Genomic DNA, 15,410 nt, shown 5'->3' on the forward strand with positions numbered 1-15,410 from the left:
TTACCGTGGCGATTTTTCTTTTTATACTCTTCTATTCCCTTGGTATACATCGGATCAGAGACAACGGGAATGATTCTGTGGGGTCCTCCTAGCTATTCCGTTCTAATTATGGTAGAATAAATTGTAAAACATTTTGATAGAAAGTCGATTATGAACTTAAAAGATTATATTGCAACGATTGAAAATTATCCGCAAGAAGGGGTTACCTTCCGGGATATCAGTCCTTTGATGGCTGATGGGAATGCCTATTCTTACGCAGTACGTGAAATTGTTCAATACGCGACAGATAAGAAGATTGATATGATTGTAGGTCCTGAGGCTCGTGGATTTATTGTGGGTTGTCCAGTTGCCTATGAATTGGGAATTGGTTTTGCTCCTGTCCGTAAGCCAGGTAAATTACCGCGTGAAGTGATTTCTGCTGACTATGAAAAAGAGTATGGTTTAGATACCCTAACCATGCATGCAGACTCTATCAAACCAGGACAACGGGTGCTGATTGTTGATGATTTATTAGCAACAGGTGGAACTGTTAAGGCAACCATCGAGATGATTGAACGCTTAGGTGGAATTGTTGCAGGGTGTGCCTTTTTAATTGAATTGGACGATCTCAATGGTCGTCAAGCCATCGGTGACTACGACTACAAGGTTCTCATGCACTATTAATCAGAATCTTCTTGAAGGAAACTTCAAGAAGATTTTTTCGTCCTCGCAGAAATAGAGTATAATAGAGAGTATCCAAGAAGCGTAGATAAAGGAGGAGTATGGGATTTTATCAACACTATCAAATGGGACAAATTGTTTTACCAGCTTTTTTATTTGAGAATATCAGCCAATTATTTTCATCACCTGAAGAATTTTTGGTTTGGCAACTACTCTACTTGGAAAACTCGAGCAAGAGTAGCAGTATTTCCATTGATCGCCTCAGCAAGCGGACCGGGATGAGTGCAGAAACCATTAATCGGATTCTCAACAATCTGATTTCCACGGGTTCCGTCCAATACCAGGATACCAGTAAAGAGGATGGGAAGGTTGGTTTTTATATTGATGCCAGTCCCCTGTTTCAGCGTTTGGATCAATTGGCAGAGCGGAATCTAGACGAGGATTCAGAAGCTGTAGGTCAAAAAGAATTTCAAGAGTTGCTGAAATTTTTTGAGGAAAACTACGGCCGGATGTTGAGCTCCATCGAAATCGAGGACTTGCAGAAATTGACACAGGAGGTTCCCCTGGTCTTGATTCAAGAGGCTGTTCGGGAAGCCCTTCTTAATGGGAAAACCAGATGGCGTTATTGGCAAGCCATTGTTCGCAGCTGGGTCCAAGAGGGAATCCAGACCAAGGAGCAGATTCAGCGTCGGCGGGATGAGTGGGAATTGAAAAAGACGCGTCAAATCAAGGCCAGTGATGAATTTAAAAACAATGTCAATTTATGGAGGATAGAAGAATGATTGGACGTGTGAAGTTAAAACGCATTTTGGACATTATTGCCGATATGTTTCCGAATGCTCACGGTGAGCTGACCTATGAGACTCCTTTTCAATTATTGGTAGCCGTTATTTTATCAGCCCAAGCTACCGATAAATCCGTTAACAAGATTACCCCGGGACTCTGGGCCAAGTATCCAGAAATTGAAGATTTAGCCAATGCCCCTCTATCTGAAGTGGAGGAGACCATCCGTCACATTGGGCTTTACAAATCCAAGGCTAAAAATATTATTCGAACAGCCCAGGAAATTTTAGAGCGTTTTGAGGGTCAAGTGCCCAAAACCCATAAAGAATTGGAATCCTTGCCAGGTGTCGGGCGCAAAACTGCCAATGTGGTTTTGGCGGAAATTTATCAAATTCCGGCCATTGCCGTCGATACCCATGTAAGCCGGATTGCCAAACGCTTGAACATTTCAGCCCAGGATGCCAGTGTTGAGCAGATTGAAAAAGACCTGATGGCTAAAATCCCTAAAAAAGACTGGATTGCGACCCATCACCGGCTCATATTTTTCGGCCGTTATCACTGTACAGCCCGCAAACCCAAATGTGAGACTTGCCCGGTTCAGGCTCATTGTTTTTATTATAAAAATCTGGAGAAATAAATGTCCTTATCCAAACGTTTAGAGACAGTGGCTGGTTTTGTCAGCCCTGGAGTTACCCTGTTAGATGTTGGTAGCGACCACGCCTATCTACCGATTGCTTTGATGAAAAGTGGTCGCATTGCCGCTGCCATTGCCGGTGAGGTGGTGGAAGGTCCCTACCAATCGGCTTGTCAAAATGTCCAAAAAGAAGGTCTCAGTCAGCAGATTCAGGTACGTCTGGCTTCTGGTTTAAAAGCCTTGTCGCCTGAAGATAGCGTTGATGAGGTTGTGATTGCCGGTATGGGAGGGAGACTGATTGCCTCCATTTTGGATGCTGATCCAGACCGGCTTCAGGGCGTTCAGACCCTGATCCTTCAACCAAACAATCGCGAACATGAATTACGCGCTTGGTTAGAGACCCATGATTATCAGGTGACTGCTGAGGCTATCCTGGAGGAGGCTGGGAAAATCTATGAAATAGTAGTAGCCCAACCGGGGCAGATGCGCTTAAGCTTGTCAGAACGAACCTTCGGGCCCTTTCTGTTACAGGAAAAATCAGTGGTCTTTCGGAAAAAATGGGCCAAGGAGGCGGATAAATTGGCAGCCTTGCTGACAAAAATCCCTCCAGAGCATGTCGCGGAAAGAGAAGAGTTGGCTTTGAAATTAGCTATGATTAGAGAGGTACTAGATGAAAGTTAGAGATGTAATCGAACGTTATGAAGCTTTTTGTCCACCGGAATTATCCCTCGAGGGGGACCAGGTGGGCCTACAAATTGGGTCCCTGGACAAGGAAGTCCAGCGGGTAATGGTGACCTTGGACATTCGTGAACAGACGGTCGAAGAGGCCATTGCCAATCAGGTGGATTTGTTGATTGTCAAACACGCGCCGATTTTCCGTCCAATCAAAAATCTGGTCTATAATGAAGGCATGAATGGTATTTATGTGGACTTGATCAAGGCGGATATTGCGGTCTATGTGTCCCATACCAATATTGATGTGGTCGAAGGGGGACTCAATGACTGGTTCTGTGACCTGCTTGGAATCAAGAACACCCAGCCTCTTCATGAAACAGGTCCCAATCAGGGAATCGGTCGGATTGGAGAGATTGAACCCATGGACTTCCAAGAGTTGGCGCTGAAAGTCAAGGAAACCTTCCATTTAGATAGCGTTCGCCTAGTCGAATATCCAGGTTACCTAACAGAACCCGTGAAACGCATTGCCATTTGCGGAGGTAGTGGGCAATCCTTTGCTTCAGATGCTCTAGCCAAGGGAGCTGACGTCCTGATTACTGGAGATATTTATTACCATACGGCCCAAGACTTCCTATCACAGGGGTTACGTGCGATTGATCCAGGCCACTACATCGAGGTGATTTTCATTCAAGGTTTGACCATGCTGTTAGAGAAATGGAAGCAGGAAGAAGGCTGGGCGCTAGATATTTTGGGCAGCCGTGTGTCAACCAATCCCTTTTACCATCTCTAGGAGGTAGTCTATGGAGTGGTTGACACAACAATCTGTCGTTTGGTTGGCCTTTGGAGCCGGTCTCTTCACCTGGTTTTGTACGGCCTTAGGGGCTTCTGTTGTTTTTTTCTTCAAAGAGGTTAATCGTAAGGCTCTGGACACCACCATGGGCTTTGCGGCGGGAGTTATGATTGCAGCTTCCTTCTGGTCTCTTTTGTCACCGGCTCTTGAATTTGCGGAACCAAGCTATGGCAAACTGAGTTGGTTACCAGTGGCGATTGGCTTTTTAGCGGGTGGTTTTTTTCTCCGGCTGGTGGATATGATCATTCCCCACATCCATTTGACCCAGACAGAAGTCGAAGGCCTACAACCCAAAAAGCACCTGTCCCGAACTGCCCTCCTTTTTTCAGCCATCACCATTCATAACATTCCAGAAGGTTTGGCGGTTGGAGTGGCTTTTGGGGCTATTCAAGATGGCAATAGTGCGGCTCTGATCTCTGCTTTGGGCTTGGCGTTAGGAATTGGCTTGCAGAACATTCCCGAAGGGGCAGCTCTGGCCGTTCCCCTACGAACAGAGGGCCGGTCTCGCTGGTCTGCCTTTGTTTGGGGAGCCAATTCAGCCTTGGTTGAGCCGCTGGGAGCCTTGTTAGGAGCCCTAGCCGTTTTGGCCATGACTTCCCTGTTGCCTTACGCCCTATCCTTTGCAGCCGGCGCCATGATTTTTGTCGTTGTCGAGGAACTAATCCCTGATTCCCAAAATAATGGCTACACCGACCAAGCAACCCTGGGGCTTATGATTGGCTTTGTTTTGATGATGATTTTAGACGTTGCCTTAGGGTAAAAAAGAAAGGAGGTTGGGTGTGAAGAAAATTGGCTTAGTCCTAAGCCTAATCGTGATTGGCTTCAGCCTCGTTTGGGCGGGGACAACTCAGGCTCCCGAGATTGATCAAAAAAAGCAGGAAGCTGTTGCCATCACCCTGCCCAAAACCGATTACCGGATTGAAGACAGAGACATTCAGGATGGCGTCCGCAAACTAAAAGGGCAAATCTACATTCCTGCTAGCAAAAACAAGGTTCCCTTAATAATTTTTGCCCACGGTTTTAATGGTTCCTACCGGCAAGGTCGGGGCTATGCCGAATTACTAGCTTCCCGAGGTTATGCCGTTTATTTGTTTGATTTTGTTCACGGTGGCCCTAGGAGTCAAAGTACCAGTAATGCCAAAGAATTAACCATCACTAGTCAAGTCGAAGACCTCGAATCCGTCTTGAAGGTGAGCCAGGAATGGACCGAGATTGAACCCAATCAGACCAGTCTTTTGGGGATTAGCCAAGGTGGTTTGGTGGCCAGCCTGGTCGCTAGTCAAGAACCGGCCAAGGTGAAAAACCTCCTGCTCATGTACCCAGCCTTTGTGATTAGTGAACTTCCCCATCAAATCTATGATTCCCTAGACCAAATTCCTGAGCAGAGCAAGATTTTTGACCATTTTGACATGGAAATTAGTTCCAATTATCTCCTGGATGTCTGGCCAACCCACATCTACAGTGAACTCGCTAAGTATCCAGGACCAGTCCTGATCCTCCATGGCAATCAGGATGAAATTGTTCCTTTTTCCTATAGCGAAAAAGCCCGACCCTATCTCCAAAATGGTCAAGTCCAGATTATTGACGGAGCCGGTCATGATTTTTTGGGGGACTATTTCCCGAACGTTCGTTATCCCATTCTCAAATTTCTCCAAGAAAACCAAGATGGAAAATAAATTGATTAAAATTTCTGAAAACTCTTGTCAAAGTGATGAAAGTCATATATAATAGTGCTCATATCTAGAAAAGGAGAAGTTTATGGTAAAAAAAGGTGCCTTAACGGGGCTACTTTTGTTCGGTATCTTCTTTGGTGCTGGTAACTTGATTTTCCCGCCAGCCCTTGGAGTTCTGTCTGGACAAAATTTCTGGCCCGCAATCTTTGGTTTTGTTGTCTCGGGAGTTGGTTTAGCGGTTCTAACGTTGATTATTGGAACTCTAAACCCTAAAGGATATGTTTATGAAATTTCCAAGAAAATTTCACCAGTCTTTGCGACTGTCTATCTGGTAGCTCTCTATCTGGCGATTGGACCATTCTTTGCAATTCCGCGGACGGCTACAACAGCTTTCAGCGTAGGGATTGAGCCACTCTTGAATGGATTTAGTACAAGCTTGGCTCTTTTGATTTTCACAGTTTTGTATTTTGGAGCTGCTTATTTAATCTCTCTGAATCCATCAAAAATTCTAGATTCCGTTGGTCGGATCCTGACACCAATTTTTGCCATTTCTATCGTCCTTTTGATCATCCTAGGACTTACAAGTTTCAGTCAAGCTCCACAGGCAGCCATTGATGGTTATGCAACAGCCGCTTTTGGAACAGGTTTCCTAGAAGGTTACAACACCTTGGATGCCTTGGCTTCGGTAGCCTTTAGTGTGGTTGCAGTGCAAACTTTGAAGCAATTGGGCTTTGCCAATAAAAAAGAATACATCACAACCATCTGGATTGTTGGTTTGGTAGTAGCCTTGGCCTTCAGTGCCTTGTATGTCGGACTTGCTAAGTTGGGAAATTCCTTCCCAGTACCAGCAGATGTGATCGCTAATCCTGACGTTAACAAAGGTGTGTATGTCCTTACCAATGCAACCCAACAGGTCTTTGGTTCAGTCGGACAACTCTTCCTAGCCTTCATGATTACGATGACCTGCTTCACAACAACTGTTGGTTTGATTGTGGCGACGAGTGAGTTCTTCAACTCTCGTTTTCCACAATTCTCCTACAAGGCTTACGCAACAGCCTTTACCCTCATCGGTTTTGGAATTGCTAACCTTGGTTTGAACACCATCATCACCTTCTCAGTACCGGTCTTGATGATTCTTTATCCAATCACCATCGCCCTTGTTTTGATTGTGATTGTAAACAAATTTGTCCCACTTTCAAAACGTGGTATGCAGGCAACCATCGGTTTGGTAACCTTGGTTTCGCTAGCAGAAGTTTTGGGATCCAGTCTTGGAATCACAGCTCTTAGCAGCTTGGTTCAAAGCCTTCCATTTGCAGCAGCCTCTATGGCTTGGACAACTCCAGCACTTGTGGGTCTGGTTCTAGCCTTCCTGCTTCCAGATAAGCAAAAAGCGGATGCTTTCGAAATGGAAACAGAATAATCTGAAATTCGTCAAGGTAGACATTTGTTTGCCTTGACTTTTTTTGTTATCCTTAGAAGAACCTAGTTGGGAGGATTGGAATGAAATTTTTACATACAGCGGATTGGCATATCGGGCGGAAACTACATGGTTACTCTCTCCTGGAGGAGCAGTGGTCAGCCTTCCAAGCCCTTAAAAAACTAGCCAAAGAGGAAAAGGTAGATGCGCTTTTTTTAGCAGGCGATCTTTTTGATGTTTCCACCCCACCAGTTTCGGCAACCAAGGCCCTGGATCAGATGCTTTACGAATTAAATGTAGAGCTAGGTCTTCCCCTGTTTATTGTTTCTGGCAACCATGATGGTGCCAACCGTCTCCAGTTTGGAACCCGCTGGATGAAGCAGGGCCAGCTTTATCTGGCGACCCAAATTGAACAAGCCTTGGAACCGATTGACTTTGGGGACTTTCAAATTTTTCTGCTACCCTTTTTTCACCCCAGCGATGCCCGGCGTTTTTATGGGATTACCGAAGAGGATAAAGGCCAAATGGAGACCATCAGTCAGGCTATGGAACGCCTGGTTAAGGACATGGAGGCCTTGATCAAACCTGGTAAAAAGCCCATCTTGATTAGTCATTTCTATGTAGCGGGCCAGGGCAATGAAAACTACCAGCTGATCAGTGAAGGCAAGTCAGAGATCGGGGGGCTTAACCATTTACCAGCCAGTCTTTTTGCCAGTTTTTCCTATGTGGCCTTGGGCCATCTCCATTCGCACTTGTCCAGTCCTAGCGAGCAGATTCGCTATTCCGGTTCTCTTTTGAAATTTGCGGTCGATGAGCATTGGCAGGAGAAGGGAGTCCTTCTTTTAGACTGGGATGAGAATGATCTGGAAATCAACTTTCAGCCCCTTCCCATTTCCAAAGATATTCGTCTCATTAGTGGCAGCTATGCAGACATCACACAGCAAGATTTTGTGGCTAAAATCCAGGCAGAGGGTCCAGCCTATTACAGCATTCGCCTAACAGCCAAACCTCAAGGAGTGCGAAATTTAAGGGATACCTTGATGACTTATTATTCGGATATTCTCGATATCCGGATCGAAGAGGCTAGTAGACCTCACAACAGGCGAGTCTTGACCCAGGAACGGTTGGAGTCTCCGCTGGAGCTGATTCAGCAATTTTTTCAGGAACAAACCGGCCAGGAGCTGACAGTCCAACAACGGAACTGGTTGGAGGACAGTCTATTACAGAGTAGGGAGGAAGCATGAAACCCATTCGCTTACAAGCTAAAAATATCGGCCCCCACGCGCAACTTGATGTCGATTTTCGCGATTATGCCGATAGCCTGTTTTTAATTTCAGGAGATACGGGATCGGGTAAAACAACAATCTTTGACTTACTGGTGACAGCGCTTTATTACAACAATGCCCAGTTTAAGATTGGTGATAAGCGTTTTATTGACTTGCGGAGTGAGTTTGCTTCTTTTAGTGCTAAGGAGCCGTCCAGTGTTATCCTGGATTTTAGCCATCGGGGCAAGACCTACCGTGTAGAGAGGTCCTGGACCCCTAAGCGAGTGGCTTGGGATCCCGAACGGTCCTTTAACAGTCTCTTTCGCGACCAGCATCTCTTTTCGGAAATCGTGGACGGCCAGCTGGTTGGCCCCAGCTATACCAAGATCGGGGAAGTGACCCAGGCCATCGAAGACCTGCTTCATCTGAATAAGGATCAGTTTCAACGGATCCTGCTCTTGCCTCAACACAATTTCAAGCGCTTTTTGTTGGCTAATTCCAAGGAGAAGGAGGAAATCCTCCAAACGCTTTTTGATGTGGATTCCTATCAATTTTTAATTGAACAATTAAAAGGAAAACGTAAGCAAGACCGCCAACAGATGGAGGCCAGAGACTTGGAAATGATCTTGTTGGCCCGCAGTGTGGTGGGAGAAGATCTAGCTCTTTTGGGATCAGCGCAAATCCAGGAGGCTATGACAGAGGCCCTTCAAACCTTTGAACAGGAAAAAAAGCAGGGTGAAAGGAAGGTCTTGAACTTGGAAGCGCAGGTTCAGGAGCTCGCTGAGAAATTGGCGGCTTGGAAGCAACGGCAGGACTGGGAGCAAGCCCTAAGCCTCGCCCAAGCAGAGCTGAAACAAGTCGAGACTTCGTATCCAACTTATGAGGTGGATAAGGCTCATCTAGCTTTATTGGATAATCTTGAAGGCGGACAAATTCTTCTAGACCGGCAGGAGCAATTAGACCGGCAGGAAGCAGCCCTAAGCCGCCGAGCGACGCAATTGGAGCAAGACCAGCAGGAACTGGAGGCCTTAAACCAAACTTATGTGACGGAGCAAGCAGATCTGGGTCAGGAAGATGAAGAGGAACTCCGAAGGCAGATTGCAGAGCTGGAAGGTGCTTACCAAAAATTGCTGGACCGGCAGCAATTAAGCCAGCTCCTGGCCAGCAAACAGGATGAGCTGGGGCAGTTGCAAGACCAGCAACTGGCCTTGCAACAGGAACTAGAGGCCAGTCAGGAAGCGGTAGCACAATTAGAAACCGGTCTACAGTCGCTTAGCCAGAAACCGGTGAGCTGGAATCAATTGGTGGACTATCAGCAGCGCCACCATCAACTCCTTCAGCAGGATCAGAGGATCAAGGCACAAGAAGCCGAACTGGCTCAGCTCCAGTCCCAGCTCGAGGAAGTCCAGCTCCAATTGGAGAACCTGCCCCAGTCTAGCGACCACCACGCCTTTCAGCACCAACGCTTGGCCTACGCTGTAGACTTGGTTCGCGGTCAAACCCATTTGAATGAGCCCTGCCTGGTGTGTCACAATCAGGTGACCGAGCTACCTCAGACGTCAGCTGCAGGGATGGAAGCCGACTTTGTGCAGGCAGAACTGGCTTATTATGGGCAGAAAGCTCAGCTAGCCCATTTAGGGGAGAGCCAAACAAAACTGGAGCAGCAATCTGCCCAGGTCTTGAGCCGGTTAGAAGAGCTGCAGGCAGTTTATCAAACAGCCTTGAGCGACTTTGCTACTGATTTAGAGACGGATCAGATTAATCTCACAGGTCTTGCGCAGGCTCTTCAAGCCTACCAAACCAGCTTGGAAAGTCAGCTTAAGCAGGTAGAAAATCTGCGGCAGGAAAAAGAAACAGCCTTGCTCCGCCAAAATCAGCGATTGCTCAACCTTCAGGAAATCAGCTTGCGAATGGACCACACAGGCCAACAAATCCAAGAGAACTCCCGAGCTCTAGAAAAATTGGAAATGCAGATTGGCACTCAAACAATCCAAGAAGTTGAAGTCGCTTTAAAAAACGAGCAGGAGCGGTTGAAGCAGTATCAAACTGCCAAAGCAAGGCTAGCGCAGCTAGAACTGCAGCTAACGGCTCATAGACAGGCTTTTGAAACCAGACAAGAACAGTATGCAGAAACGCTCCAGTCTCATCAAGAAGCACAGGCCAAGAATCGATCAGCCTTGCTTAAGCTGCAAGAAGATTTCTTGCCACAAGTGGAACTGGCGGCCTTTCTAGACATCCTCCAAGAAGTCCCTTTGCGTGGACAATTGCGGCAAAAAATTACTCAATTTGAAGGTCGCCTCCAGGAAATCCAGCATGAACTTAATCGGCTCCAAAGCCAGGAACCACCAAGTCTTTCATTGGACAATCCGCAGGAGCAGGAAGCTCGCTTAGCTCAATTGCAGTCGGATTTAAGCTTGGAGCAGGAGGCTCTGATTCTCATCGTGAGCCGGATTGACCATGCCCTAACGGTTGAGCAACAGTTGACAGCCCTAACTGAAAATCAACTTGAAAGCCAGTTGCTGTATGAACAGTTGGATCAATTGGTACAGGTTCTAGCCGGTCAGACTGAGAGTCGGTTAGATATTAAAGGTTATGTTTTGCAGCATTTTTTCAATCAAATTGTCGAAGTGGCCAACGAGCGCTATTACCAAGATTTCTCACAAGGGCGCTATCAATTTGTATTGAATGCTCAAAAAACATCCGGTCGTAGTCTTTCCGGCTTAGAACTGGACGTTTTGGACAAGGAAGTGGGGCAATTACGACCGGTCTCCACACTCTCTGGAGGAGAAAGTTTTTTGGCTAGTATGGCCTTGGCTCTGGCAACCTCTGATGTCATTCAGGAAAGTAAGGGAGGCATCGAACTAGAAGCTCTCTTTATTGATGAAGGGTTCGGAAGTCTGGATCAGGAAACCCTGTTGGTGGCACTCGATGTTTTGGAGAGCCTGGGCCGTAGTGGTCGAATGATCGGTTTGATTTCCCATGTGGAGGTGATGAAACAAGGGATCTCCAAACAGATCTTGGTGGAAAAGCAGGGCTCTGGTCGGAGCTCTTTAAAGCAGGTCTCGCTCTAATCTCTGAAATTTTTCATAATTTTTTTCAATCCTCTAGGATAACGTTTGGAAACGCTGCCAGATTGTGGTATACTGAACTTGAAATAAATTAAAGGTAGGACTCGAACTATGAGTAAAATTGTTGTCATTGGTGCTAACCACGCTGGTACAGCCTGTATTAATACAATGCTAGACAACTTCGGTGACGAAAACGAAGTTGTTGTTTTCGACCAAAACTCCAATATTTCCTTCCTCGGATGTGGAATGGCGCTTTGGATCGGAAAACAAATTGATGGTCCAGAAGGTCTCTTCTATTCCAATAAAGAAACCTTGGAATCTAAGGGTGCTCGCATCTACATGGAATCTCCAGTTCTGTCTGTCGACTATGACAAAAAAGAAGTGACCGCTCTGGTTGATGGCAAAGAGCATGTAGAATCTTACGAAAAATTGATCTTCGCAACTGGTTCGCAACCAATCATCCCACCAATTAAAGGAGTTGAATTGGTCGAAGGTAGCCGTGAATTTAAAGCAACTCTTGAAAACCTTCAATTTGTCAAACTTTACCAAAACTCTGCAGAAGTGATTGAACGTCTAGAAAATAAAGACATCAAACGGGTTGCTGTTGTTGGTGCTGGTTATATTGGTGTGGAATTAGCGGAAGCCTTCGAACGTGTTGGTAAGGAAGTAGTTCTAATTGATATTGCTGAAACCTCCCTCAATGGTTACTATGACCGCGAGCTTTCTGACATGATGAACAAGAACTTGGAAGATCATGGAATCCGTTTGGCTTATGGTCAAACTGTTCAGGCTGTTGAAGGCGACGGTAAGGTTGAGCGCATTGTTACAGACAAAGAAACCTTCGATGTCGATATGGTAATCTTGGCTGTTGGTTTCCGTCCAAATACAGAACTTGGTGCTGGTAAAATCGAGCTCTATAAGAATGGTGCCTTCCTTGTTGATAAGAAACAAGAAACCAGCATTCCAGGTGTTTACGCAGTTGGAGACTGTGCAACCATCTTTGATAACTCTCTTGGTAAACCAAGCTACATCGCTCTTGCATCCAATGCTGTTCGTTCCGGTATCGTTGGTGCCTTCAATGCAACTGGCCATGAACTAGAAGGAATTGGTGTGCAAGGTTCAAACGGTATCTCTATCTATGACTTGAAGATGGTTTCAACTGGTTTGACTTTGGAAAAAGCAAAAGCTGCTGGTTTTGATGCTGTTGAAACAGGCTTTAGCGACCTTCAAAAACCTGAATTTATCAAACATGACAATCACGAAGTTGTCCTTAAGATTGTTTACGATCGTGAATCGCGTGTGATTCTTGGAGCCCAAATGGCCTCTAAAGAAGATATGTCAATGGGAATCCATATGTTCTCCTTGGCGATTCAAGAACACGTAACCATTGATAAATTGGCTCTGACCGATATCTTCTTCTTGCCACACTTCAACAAACCGTACAACTACATTACAATGGCTGCTCTCTTAGCTGAGAAATAAGCCTTTGGAAAAGACTTGGAAAAATCTTCCAGGTCTTTTCATTTTGCTCTGCAACTTTCAAAAAACGAACTTTCTTATCTTGTCAATGACTTTCTGTTGACAATTTTCGGACAATTCTGTATGCTATTTCTGGAAAGGTCGGTTTTTAGGTCTTGTCCATGTCTAGCCTTGATTGGCAAATATTTTTTGAGGTGCAGTCATGTTGAATGAATTTCCCATTTTTGATTACGAAGATATTCAATTAATTCCAAACAAGTGTATTATCTCTAGCCGCTCGCAGGCAGATACTCAGGTCACTTTTGGCAAGCATAGCTTTAAGCTACCCGTAGTTCCAGCCAATATGCAGACCATTGTCGATGAGGAGTTGGCGGAGAAGTTGGCGCGTGAAGGTTACTTCTACATCATGCATCGTTTTGATGAAGCAGCCCGTATTCCCTTTATTCAAAAAATGAAGGAGCAGGGTCTGATCTCCTCGATTTCTGTGGGGGTAAAAGACTATGAGTATGATTTTGTCAGCCAACTCAAGGACAATGTCCCAGACTACATCACCATCGACATTGCTCACGGTCATGCCGACAGTGTCATTAAGATGATTCAACACATCAAAAAAGAATTACCTGAAACCTTTGTTATCGCAGGAAATGTTGGAACACCAGAAGCTGTTCGTGAATTGGAAAACGCAGGAGCAGATGCAACCAAGGTTGGGATCGGACCAGGTAAGGTCTGCATTACCAAGGTAAAAACCGGTTTTGGAACAGGAGGCTGGCAGTTAGCTGCTCTCCGCTGGTGTGCCAAAGCAGCTCGAAAACCAATTATCGCAGATGGTGGAATTCGGACCCATGGGGATGTTGCCAAATCGATTCGTTTTGGTGCGAGCATGGTGATGATCGGTTCCCTCTTTGCTGGCCATACTGAAAGTCCAGGTCAGTTAATCGAAGAAGATGGCCAAGTCTTTAAGGAATATTATGGCTCTGCTTCCCAGTTCCAAAAAGGCGACTACAAAAATGTTGAAGGGAAGAAAATTCTTCTTCCGGCTAAAGGATCCATCTTTGCAACCCTAAAAGAAATGCAGGAAGACCTTCAAAGTTCGATTTCCTACGCAGGTGGTCGTGATCTTGAAAGCCTTCGTAAGGTTGATTATGTGATTGTTAAAAATTCCATTTGGAATGGTGACAGTTTGTAAGAAAGGAAAACCAAGTCCGACTGGACTTGGTTTTCCTTTGAACCAGCTATTCTCAACAGCTCTCTTTTGGTATACCTATACTCATTGAACGTTAAATCCTGCGAGAGTTCGGATTTTGGTGATCCGTGTAAGCCTATTGAAATGGAGGTGGCGTTTTGCGTCCAACCGATTCGAATATAGAAAAAGTGCAAGTCTTTTTTCAAATCTTTTTACCGATTTTAATCTATCAGATGGCTAATTTTTCGGCTTCTTTTGTCGATACCATAATGACAGGCCAGTATGGGACCTTAGATTTAGCGGGGGTGGCCATGGCTACTAGTATTTGGCATCCGCTCTTTACACTAGTAACGGGAATTATCTCGGCCTTGGTGCCGATTATTGGTCATCATTTGGGGCAGGGGCAGAAAGATAAGGTTGTAAGGGATGTCTGGCAATTTATTTATCTGTCTTTGATCTTAGCGATCCTTTTCTTTATCATCATTGGTTTTGCTGCACCGCTTTTATTGGAAAATTTAGGCTTGCAAGCAGAGGTATTGAAGGTAGGCAAAGATTATCTCCACTTCATGCTGCTGGGGATTTTACCCTTGCTGTTGTTTAGTGTTTTCCGGTCGTTTTTTGATGCCTTGGGATTAACCAAATTGTCCATGTACCTCATGTTGCTGCTTTTGCCCTTTAATGCCTTTTTTAACTATTTGTTAATCTATGGAATCGGTCCGCTTCCGGAATTGGGAGGAGCAGGGGCGGGCTTAGGAACGTCTCTTGCCTATTGGGCCTTATTAGTGGTAGTTGTGGGGGTCATGCTCTGGCATCCGCAAATCAAATCCTATGGTGTTTTGCAACCCCAAGGGCTTTACTTGCCGGCTTTCAAAGAAGGCTGGTTGTTGGGTTTGCCGATTGGGGGAGCTGTTTTTGTTGAATCTGCCATATTTGCAACAGTTGGTTTCTTTATGGCTCGTTTTTCTTCCGAGGTGATTGCTAGTCACCAGGCGGCCATGAATTTTTCGAGTTTGATGTATGCTTTTCCGCTTAGTATTTCCATGACTATGGCCATTATTATTTCTTATGAAAGAGGAGGGAAGCGGCAGTCCGATGTGCTGGCCTACAGTCGGATTGGACGGCTGATTGCGATTCTCTTTGCGGGAGTAACCCTGACTTTCCTCTATGTTTTCCGTGATCAAGTGGCAGCTCTTTATGGCAAGGATCCAGAATTTATCCGCTTAAGCAGTAATTTTTTGGTCTATGCCCTCTTTTTCCAATTTGCGGATGCCTTGGTATCCCCTGTTCAAGGTATTTTACGAGGCTATAAGGATACAAGTTATCCCTTTGTCATCGGGCTCATTAGTTATTGGGGGATTGCCCTTCCTTTGGGGTATCTCTTGGATAGTGGATTTCAGTTGGGGCCGGATGCTTACTGGATTGGCTTAAATATCGGATTATGGGCCTGTGCCTTCCTCTTACCTTGGCGGATGGCCTCAGTTCAAAAACGCTAGCCCTAAGGATACTTAAAAACGATAGTTGTGCGACTGTCGTTTTTAAGTGTTTCTTATTTGGTTTTCATTTGCCCTTGGGGATAATAGGTTCCCTCAGGTAGGTCTTGAATAAAGACATGGATGGCTTCCTTGATAGCTCCTGTATGTTTCATAAGGGCACCTCTAAAAACCAGAAGTATTCCGTCATATAAAAAAAGAAGGGACTCTTGTCCTCTAATTTCCAGCAAAAG

Annotated in this window: 13 protein-coding genes and 1 pseudogene; 13 read left to right on the forward strand and 1 reads right to left on the reverse strand. The window is 45.5% G+C overall.

The annotated features are described in order from the left end of the window. Positions 1 to 150: 150 nt before the first annotated feature. The 13 genes from N4310_RS03490 to N4310_RS03550 all read left to right on the forward strand — a co-directional run bounded on the left by N4310_RS03490 (position 151) and on the right by N4310_RS03550 (position 15,180). Positions 151 to 663, forward strand: coding sequence for an adenine phosphoribosyltransferase (locus N4310_RS03490; protein WP_160331904.1), 513 nt, complete (start codon positions 151 to 153; stop codon positions 661 to 663). Positions 664 to 761: 98 nt separating this feature from the next. Then, positions 762 to 1,442, forward strand: a complete 681-nt coding sequence (locus N4310_RS03495; protein ID WP_160331903.1) for a DnaD domain-containing protein — start codon at positions 762 to 764, stop codon at positions 1,440 to 1,442. Then, on the forward strand, positions 1,439 to 2,080 hold the full coding sequence (gene nth, locus N4310_RS03500) for an endonuclease III (RefSeq protein ID WP_262092096.1): 642 nt from the start codon (positions 1,439 to 1,441) through the stop codon (positions 2,078 to 2,080). Before N4310_RS03495 ends, nth begins: the two co-directional genes overlap by 4 nt. Further along, positions 2,081 to 2,758: a tRNA (adenine(22)-N(1))-methyltransferase gene (locus N4310_RS03505; protein ID WP_262092097.1), complete on the forward strand. Its 678-nt coding sequence runs from the start codon at positions 2,081 to 2,083 to the stop codon at positions 2,756 to 2,758. After that, complete coding sequence (locus N4310_RS03510; protein ID WP_179923616.1) at positions 2,748 to 3,542, forward strand: Nif3-like dinuclear metal center hexameric protein; 795 nt, start codon at positions 2,748 to 2,750, stop codon at positions 3,540 to 3,542. Before N4310_RS03505 ends, N4310_RS03510 begins: the two co-directional genes overlap by 11 nt. A 10-nt stretch (positions 3,543 to 3,552) precedes the next feature. Further along, positions 3,553 to 4,362, forward strand: a complete 810-nt coding sequence (locus N4310_RS03515; protein ID WP_262092098.1) for a ZIP family metal transporter — start codon at positions 3,553 to 3,555, stop codon at positions 4,360 to 4,362. Positions 4,363 to 4,381: 19 nt separating this feature from the next. Continuing rightward, positions 4,382 to 5,278, forward strand: a complete 897-nt coding sequence (locus N4310_RS03520) for an alpha/beta hydrolase (RefSeq protein WP_262092099.1) — start codon at positions 4,382 to 4,384, stop codon at positions 5,276 to 5,278. 82 nt (positions 5,279 to 5,360) lie between these two features. Beyond that, the gene (gene brnQ / locus N4310_RS03525; protein ID WP_262092100.1) at positions 5,361 to 6,695 is read left to right on the forward strand and encodes a branched-chain amino acid transport system II carrier protein; all 1,335 of its coding nucleotides are present in this window, start codon (positions 5,361 to 5,363) and stop codon (positions 6,693 to 6,695) included. Positions 6,696 to 6,775: 80 nt separating this feature from the next. Next, a complete protein-coding gene (locus N4310_RS03530; protein WP_262092101.1) occupies positions 6,776 to 7,936 on the forward strand; it encodes an exonuclease SbcCD subunit D in 1,161 nt (386 codons plus the stop codon). After that, a complete protein-coding gene (locus N4310_RS03535; RefSeq protein WP_262092102.1) occupies positions 7,933 to 11,028 on the forward strand; it encodes an SbcC/MukB-like Walker B domain-containing protein in 3,096 nt (1,031 codons plus the stop codon). Before N4310_RS03530 ends, N4310_RS03535 begins: the two co-directional genes overlap by 4 nt. Positions 11,029 to 11,136: 108 nt before the next feature. Further along, positions 11,137 to 12,507 carry a H2O-forming NADH oxidase gene (gene nox, locus N4310_RS03540; protein WP_179925516.1) on the forward strand — a complete coding sequence of 457 codons (1,371 nt, stop codon included), beginning with the start codon at positions 11,137 to 11,139 and terminating at the stop codon, positions 12,505 to 12,507. A 199-nt stretch (positions 12,508 to 12,706) separates the two neighbouring features. Next, positions 12,707 to 13,690: a GMP reductase gene (gene guaC, locus N4310_RS03545; protein WP_179924303.1), complete on the forward strand. Its 984-nt coding sequence runs from the start codon at positions 12,707 to 12,709 to the stop codon at positions 13,688 to 13,690. A 155-nt stretch (positions 13,691 to 13,845) separates the two neighbouring features. Further along, positions 13,846 to 15,180: an MATE family efflux transporter gene (locus N4310_RS03550; RefSeq protein ID WP_262092103.1), complete on the forward strand. Its 1,335-nt coding sequence runs from the start codon at positions 13,846 to 13,848 to the stop codon at positions 15,178 to 15,180. Between the two features lie 53 nt (positions 15,181 to 15,233). Here the strand turns inward: N4310_RS03550 and N4310_RS03555 are convergent. Then, positions 15,234 to 15,335 (reverse strand): annotated as a pseudogene (locus N4310_RS03555) (tautomerase family protein); the annotation flags it as partial. Between the last annotated feature and the right edge of the window lie 75 nt (positions 15,336 to 15,410).

The sequence above is a fragment of the Streptococcus danieliae genome (genome assembly GCF_025447695.1).
Lineage (GTDB): Bacteria > Bacillota > Bacilli > Lactobacillales > Streptococcaceae > Streptococcus > Streptococcus danieliae.

Excerpts from the sequence above, each read along its gene's own strand:
- N4310_RS03530 (WP_262092101.1), top strand. The coding sequence starts at position 6,776 with ATGAAATTTTTACATACAGCGGATTGGCATATCGGGCGGAAACTACAT.
- N4310_RS03510 (WP_179923616.1), top strand. The coding sequence starts at position 2,748 with ATGAAAGTTAGAGATGTAATCGAACGTTATGAAGCTTTTTGTCCACCG.
- N4310_RS03505 (WP_262092097.1), top strand. The coding sequence starts at position 2,081 with ATGTCCTTATCCAAACGTTTAGAGACAGTGGCTGGTTTTGTCAGCCCT.
- N4310_RS03535 (WP_262092102.1), top strand. The coding sequence starts at position 7,933 with ATGAAACCCATTCGCTTACAAGCTAAAAATATCGGCCCCCACGCGCAA.
- nth (WP_262092096.1), top strand. The coding sequence starts at position 1,439 with ATGATTGGACGTGTGAAGTTAAAACGCATTTTGGACATTATTGCCGAT.
- N4310_RS03515 (WP_262092098.1), top strand. The coding sequence starts at position 3,553 with ATGGAGTGGTTGACACAACAATCTGTCGTTTGGTTGGCCTTTGGAGCC.
- N4310_RS03490 (WP_160331904.1), top strand. The coding sequence starts at position 151 with ATGAACTTAAAAGATTATATTGCAACGATTGAAAATTATCCGCAAGAA.
- guaC (WP_179924303.1), top strand. The coding sequence starts at position 12,707 with ATGTTGAATGAATTTCCCATTTTTGATTACGAAGATATTCAATTAATT.
- brnQ (WP_262092100.1), top strand. The coding sequence starts at position 5,361 with ATGGTAAAAAAAGGTGCCTTAACGGGGCTACTTTTGTTCGGTATCTTC.
- nox (WP_179925516.1), top strand. The coding sequence starts at position 11,137 with ATGAGTAAAATTGTTGTCATTGGTGCTAACCACGCTGGTACAGCCTGT.
- N4310_RS03495 (WP_160331903.1), top strand. The coding sequence starts at position 762 with ATGGGATTTTATCAACACTATCAAATGGGACAAATTGTTTTACCAGCT.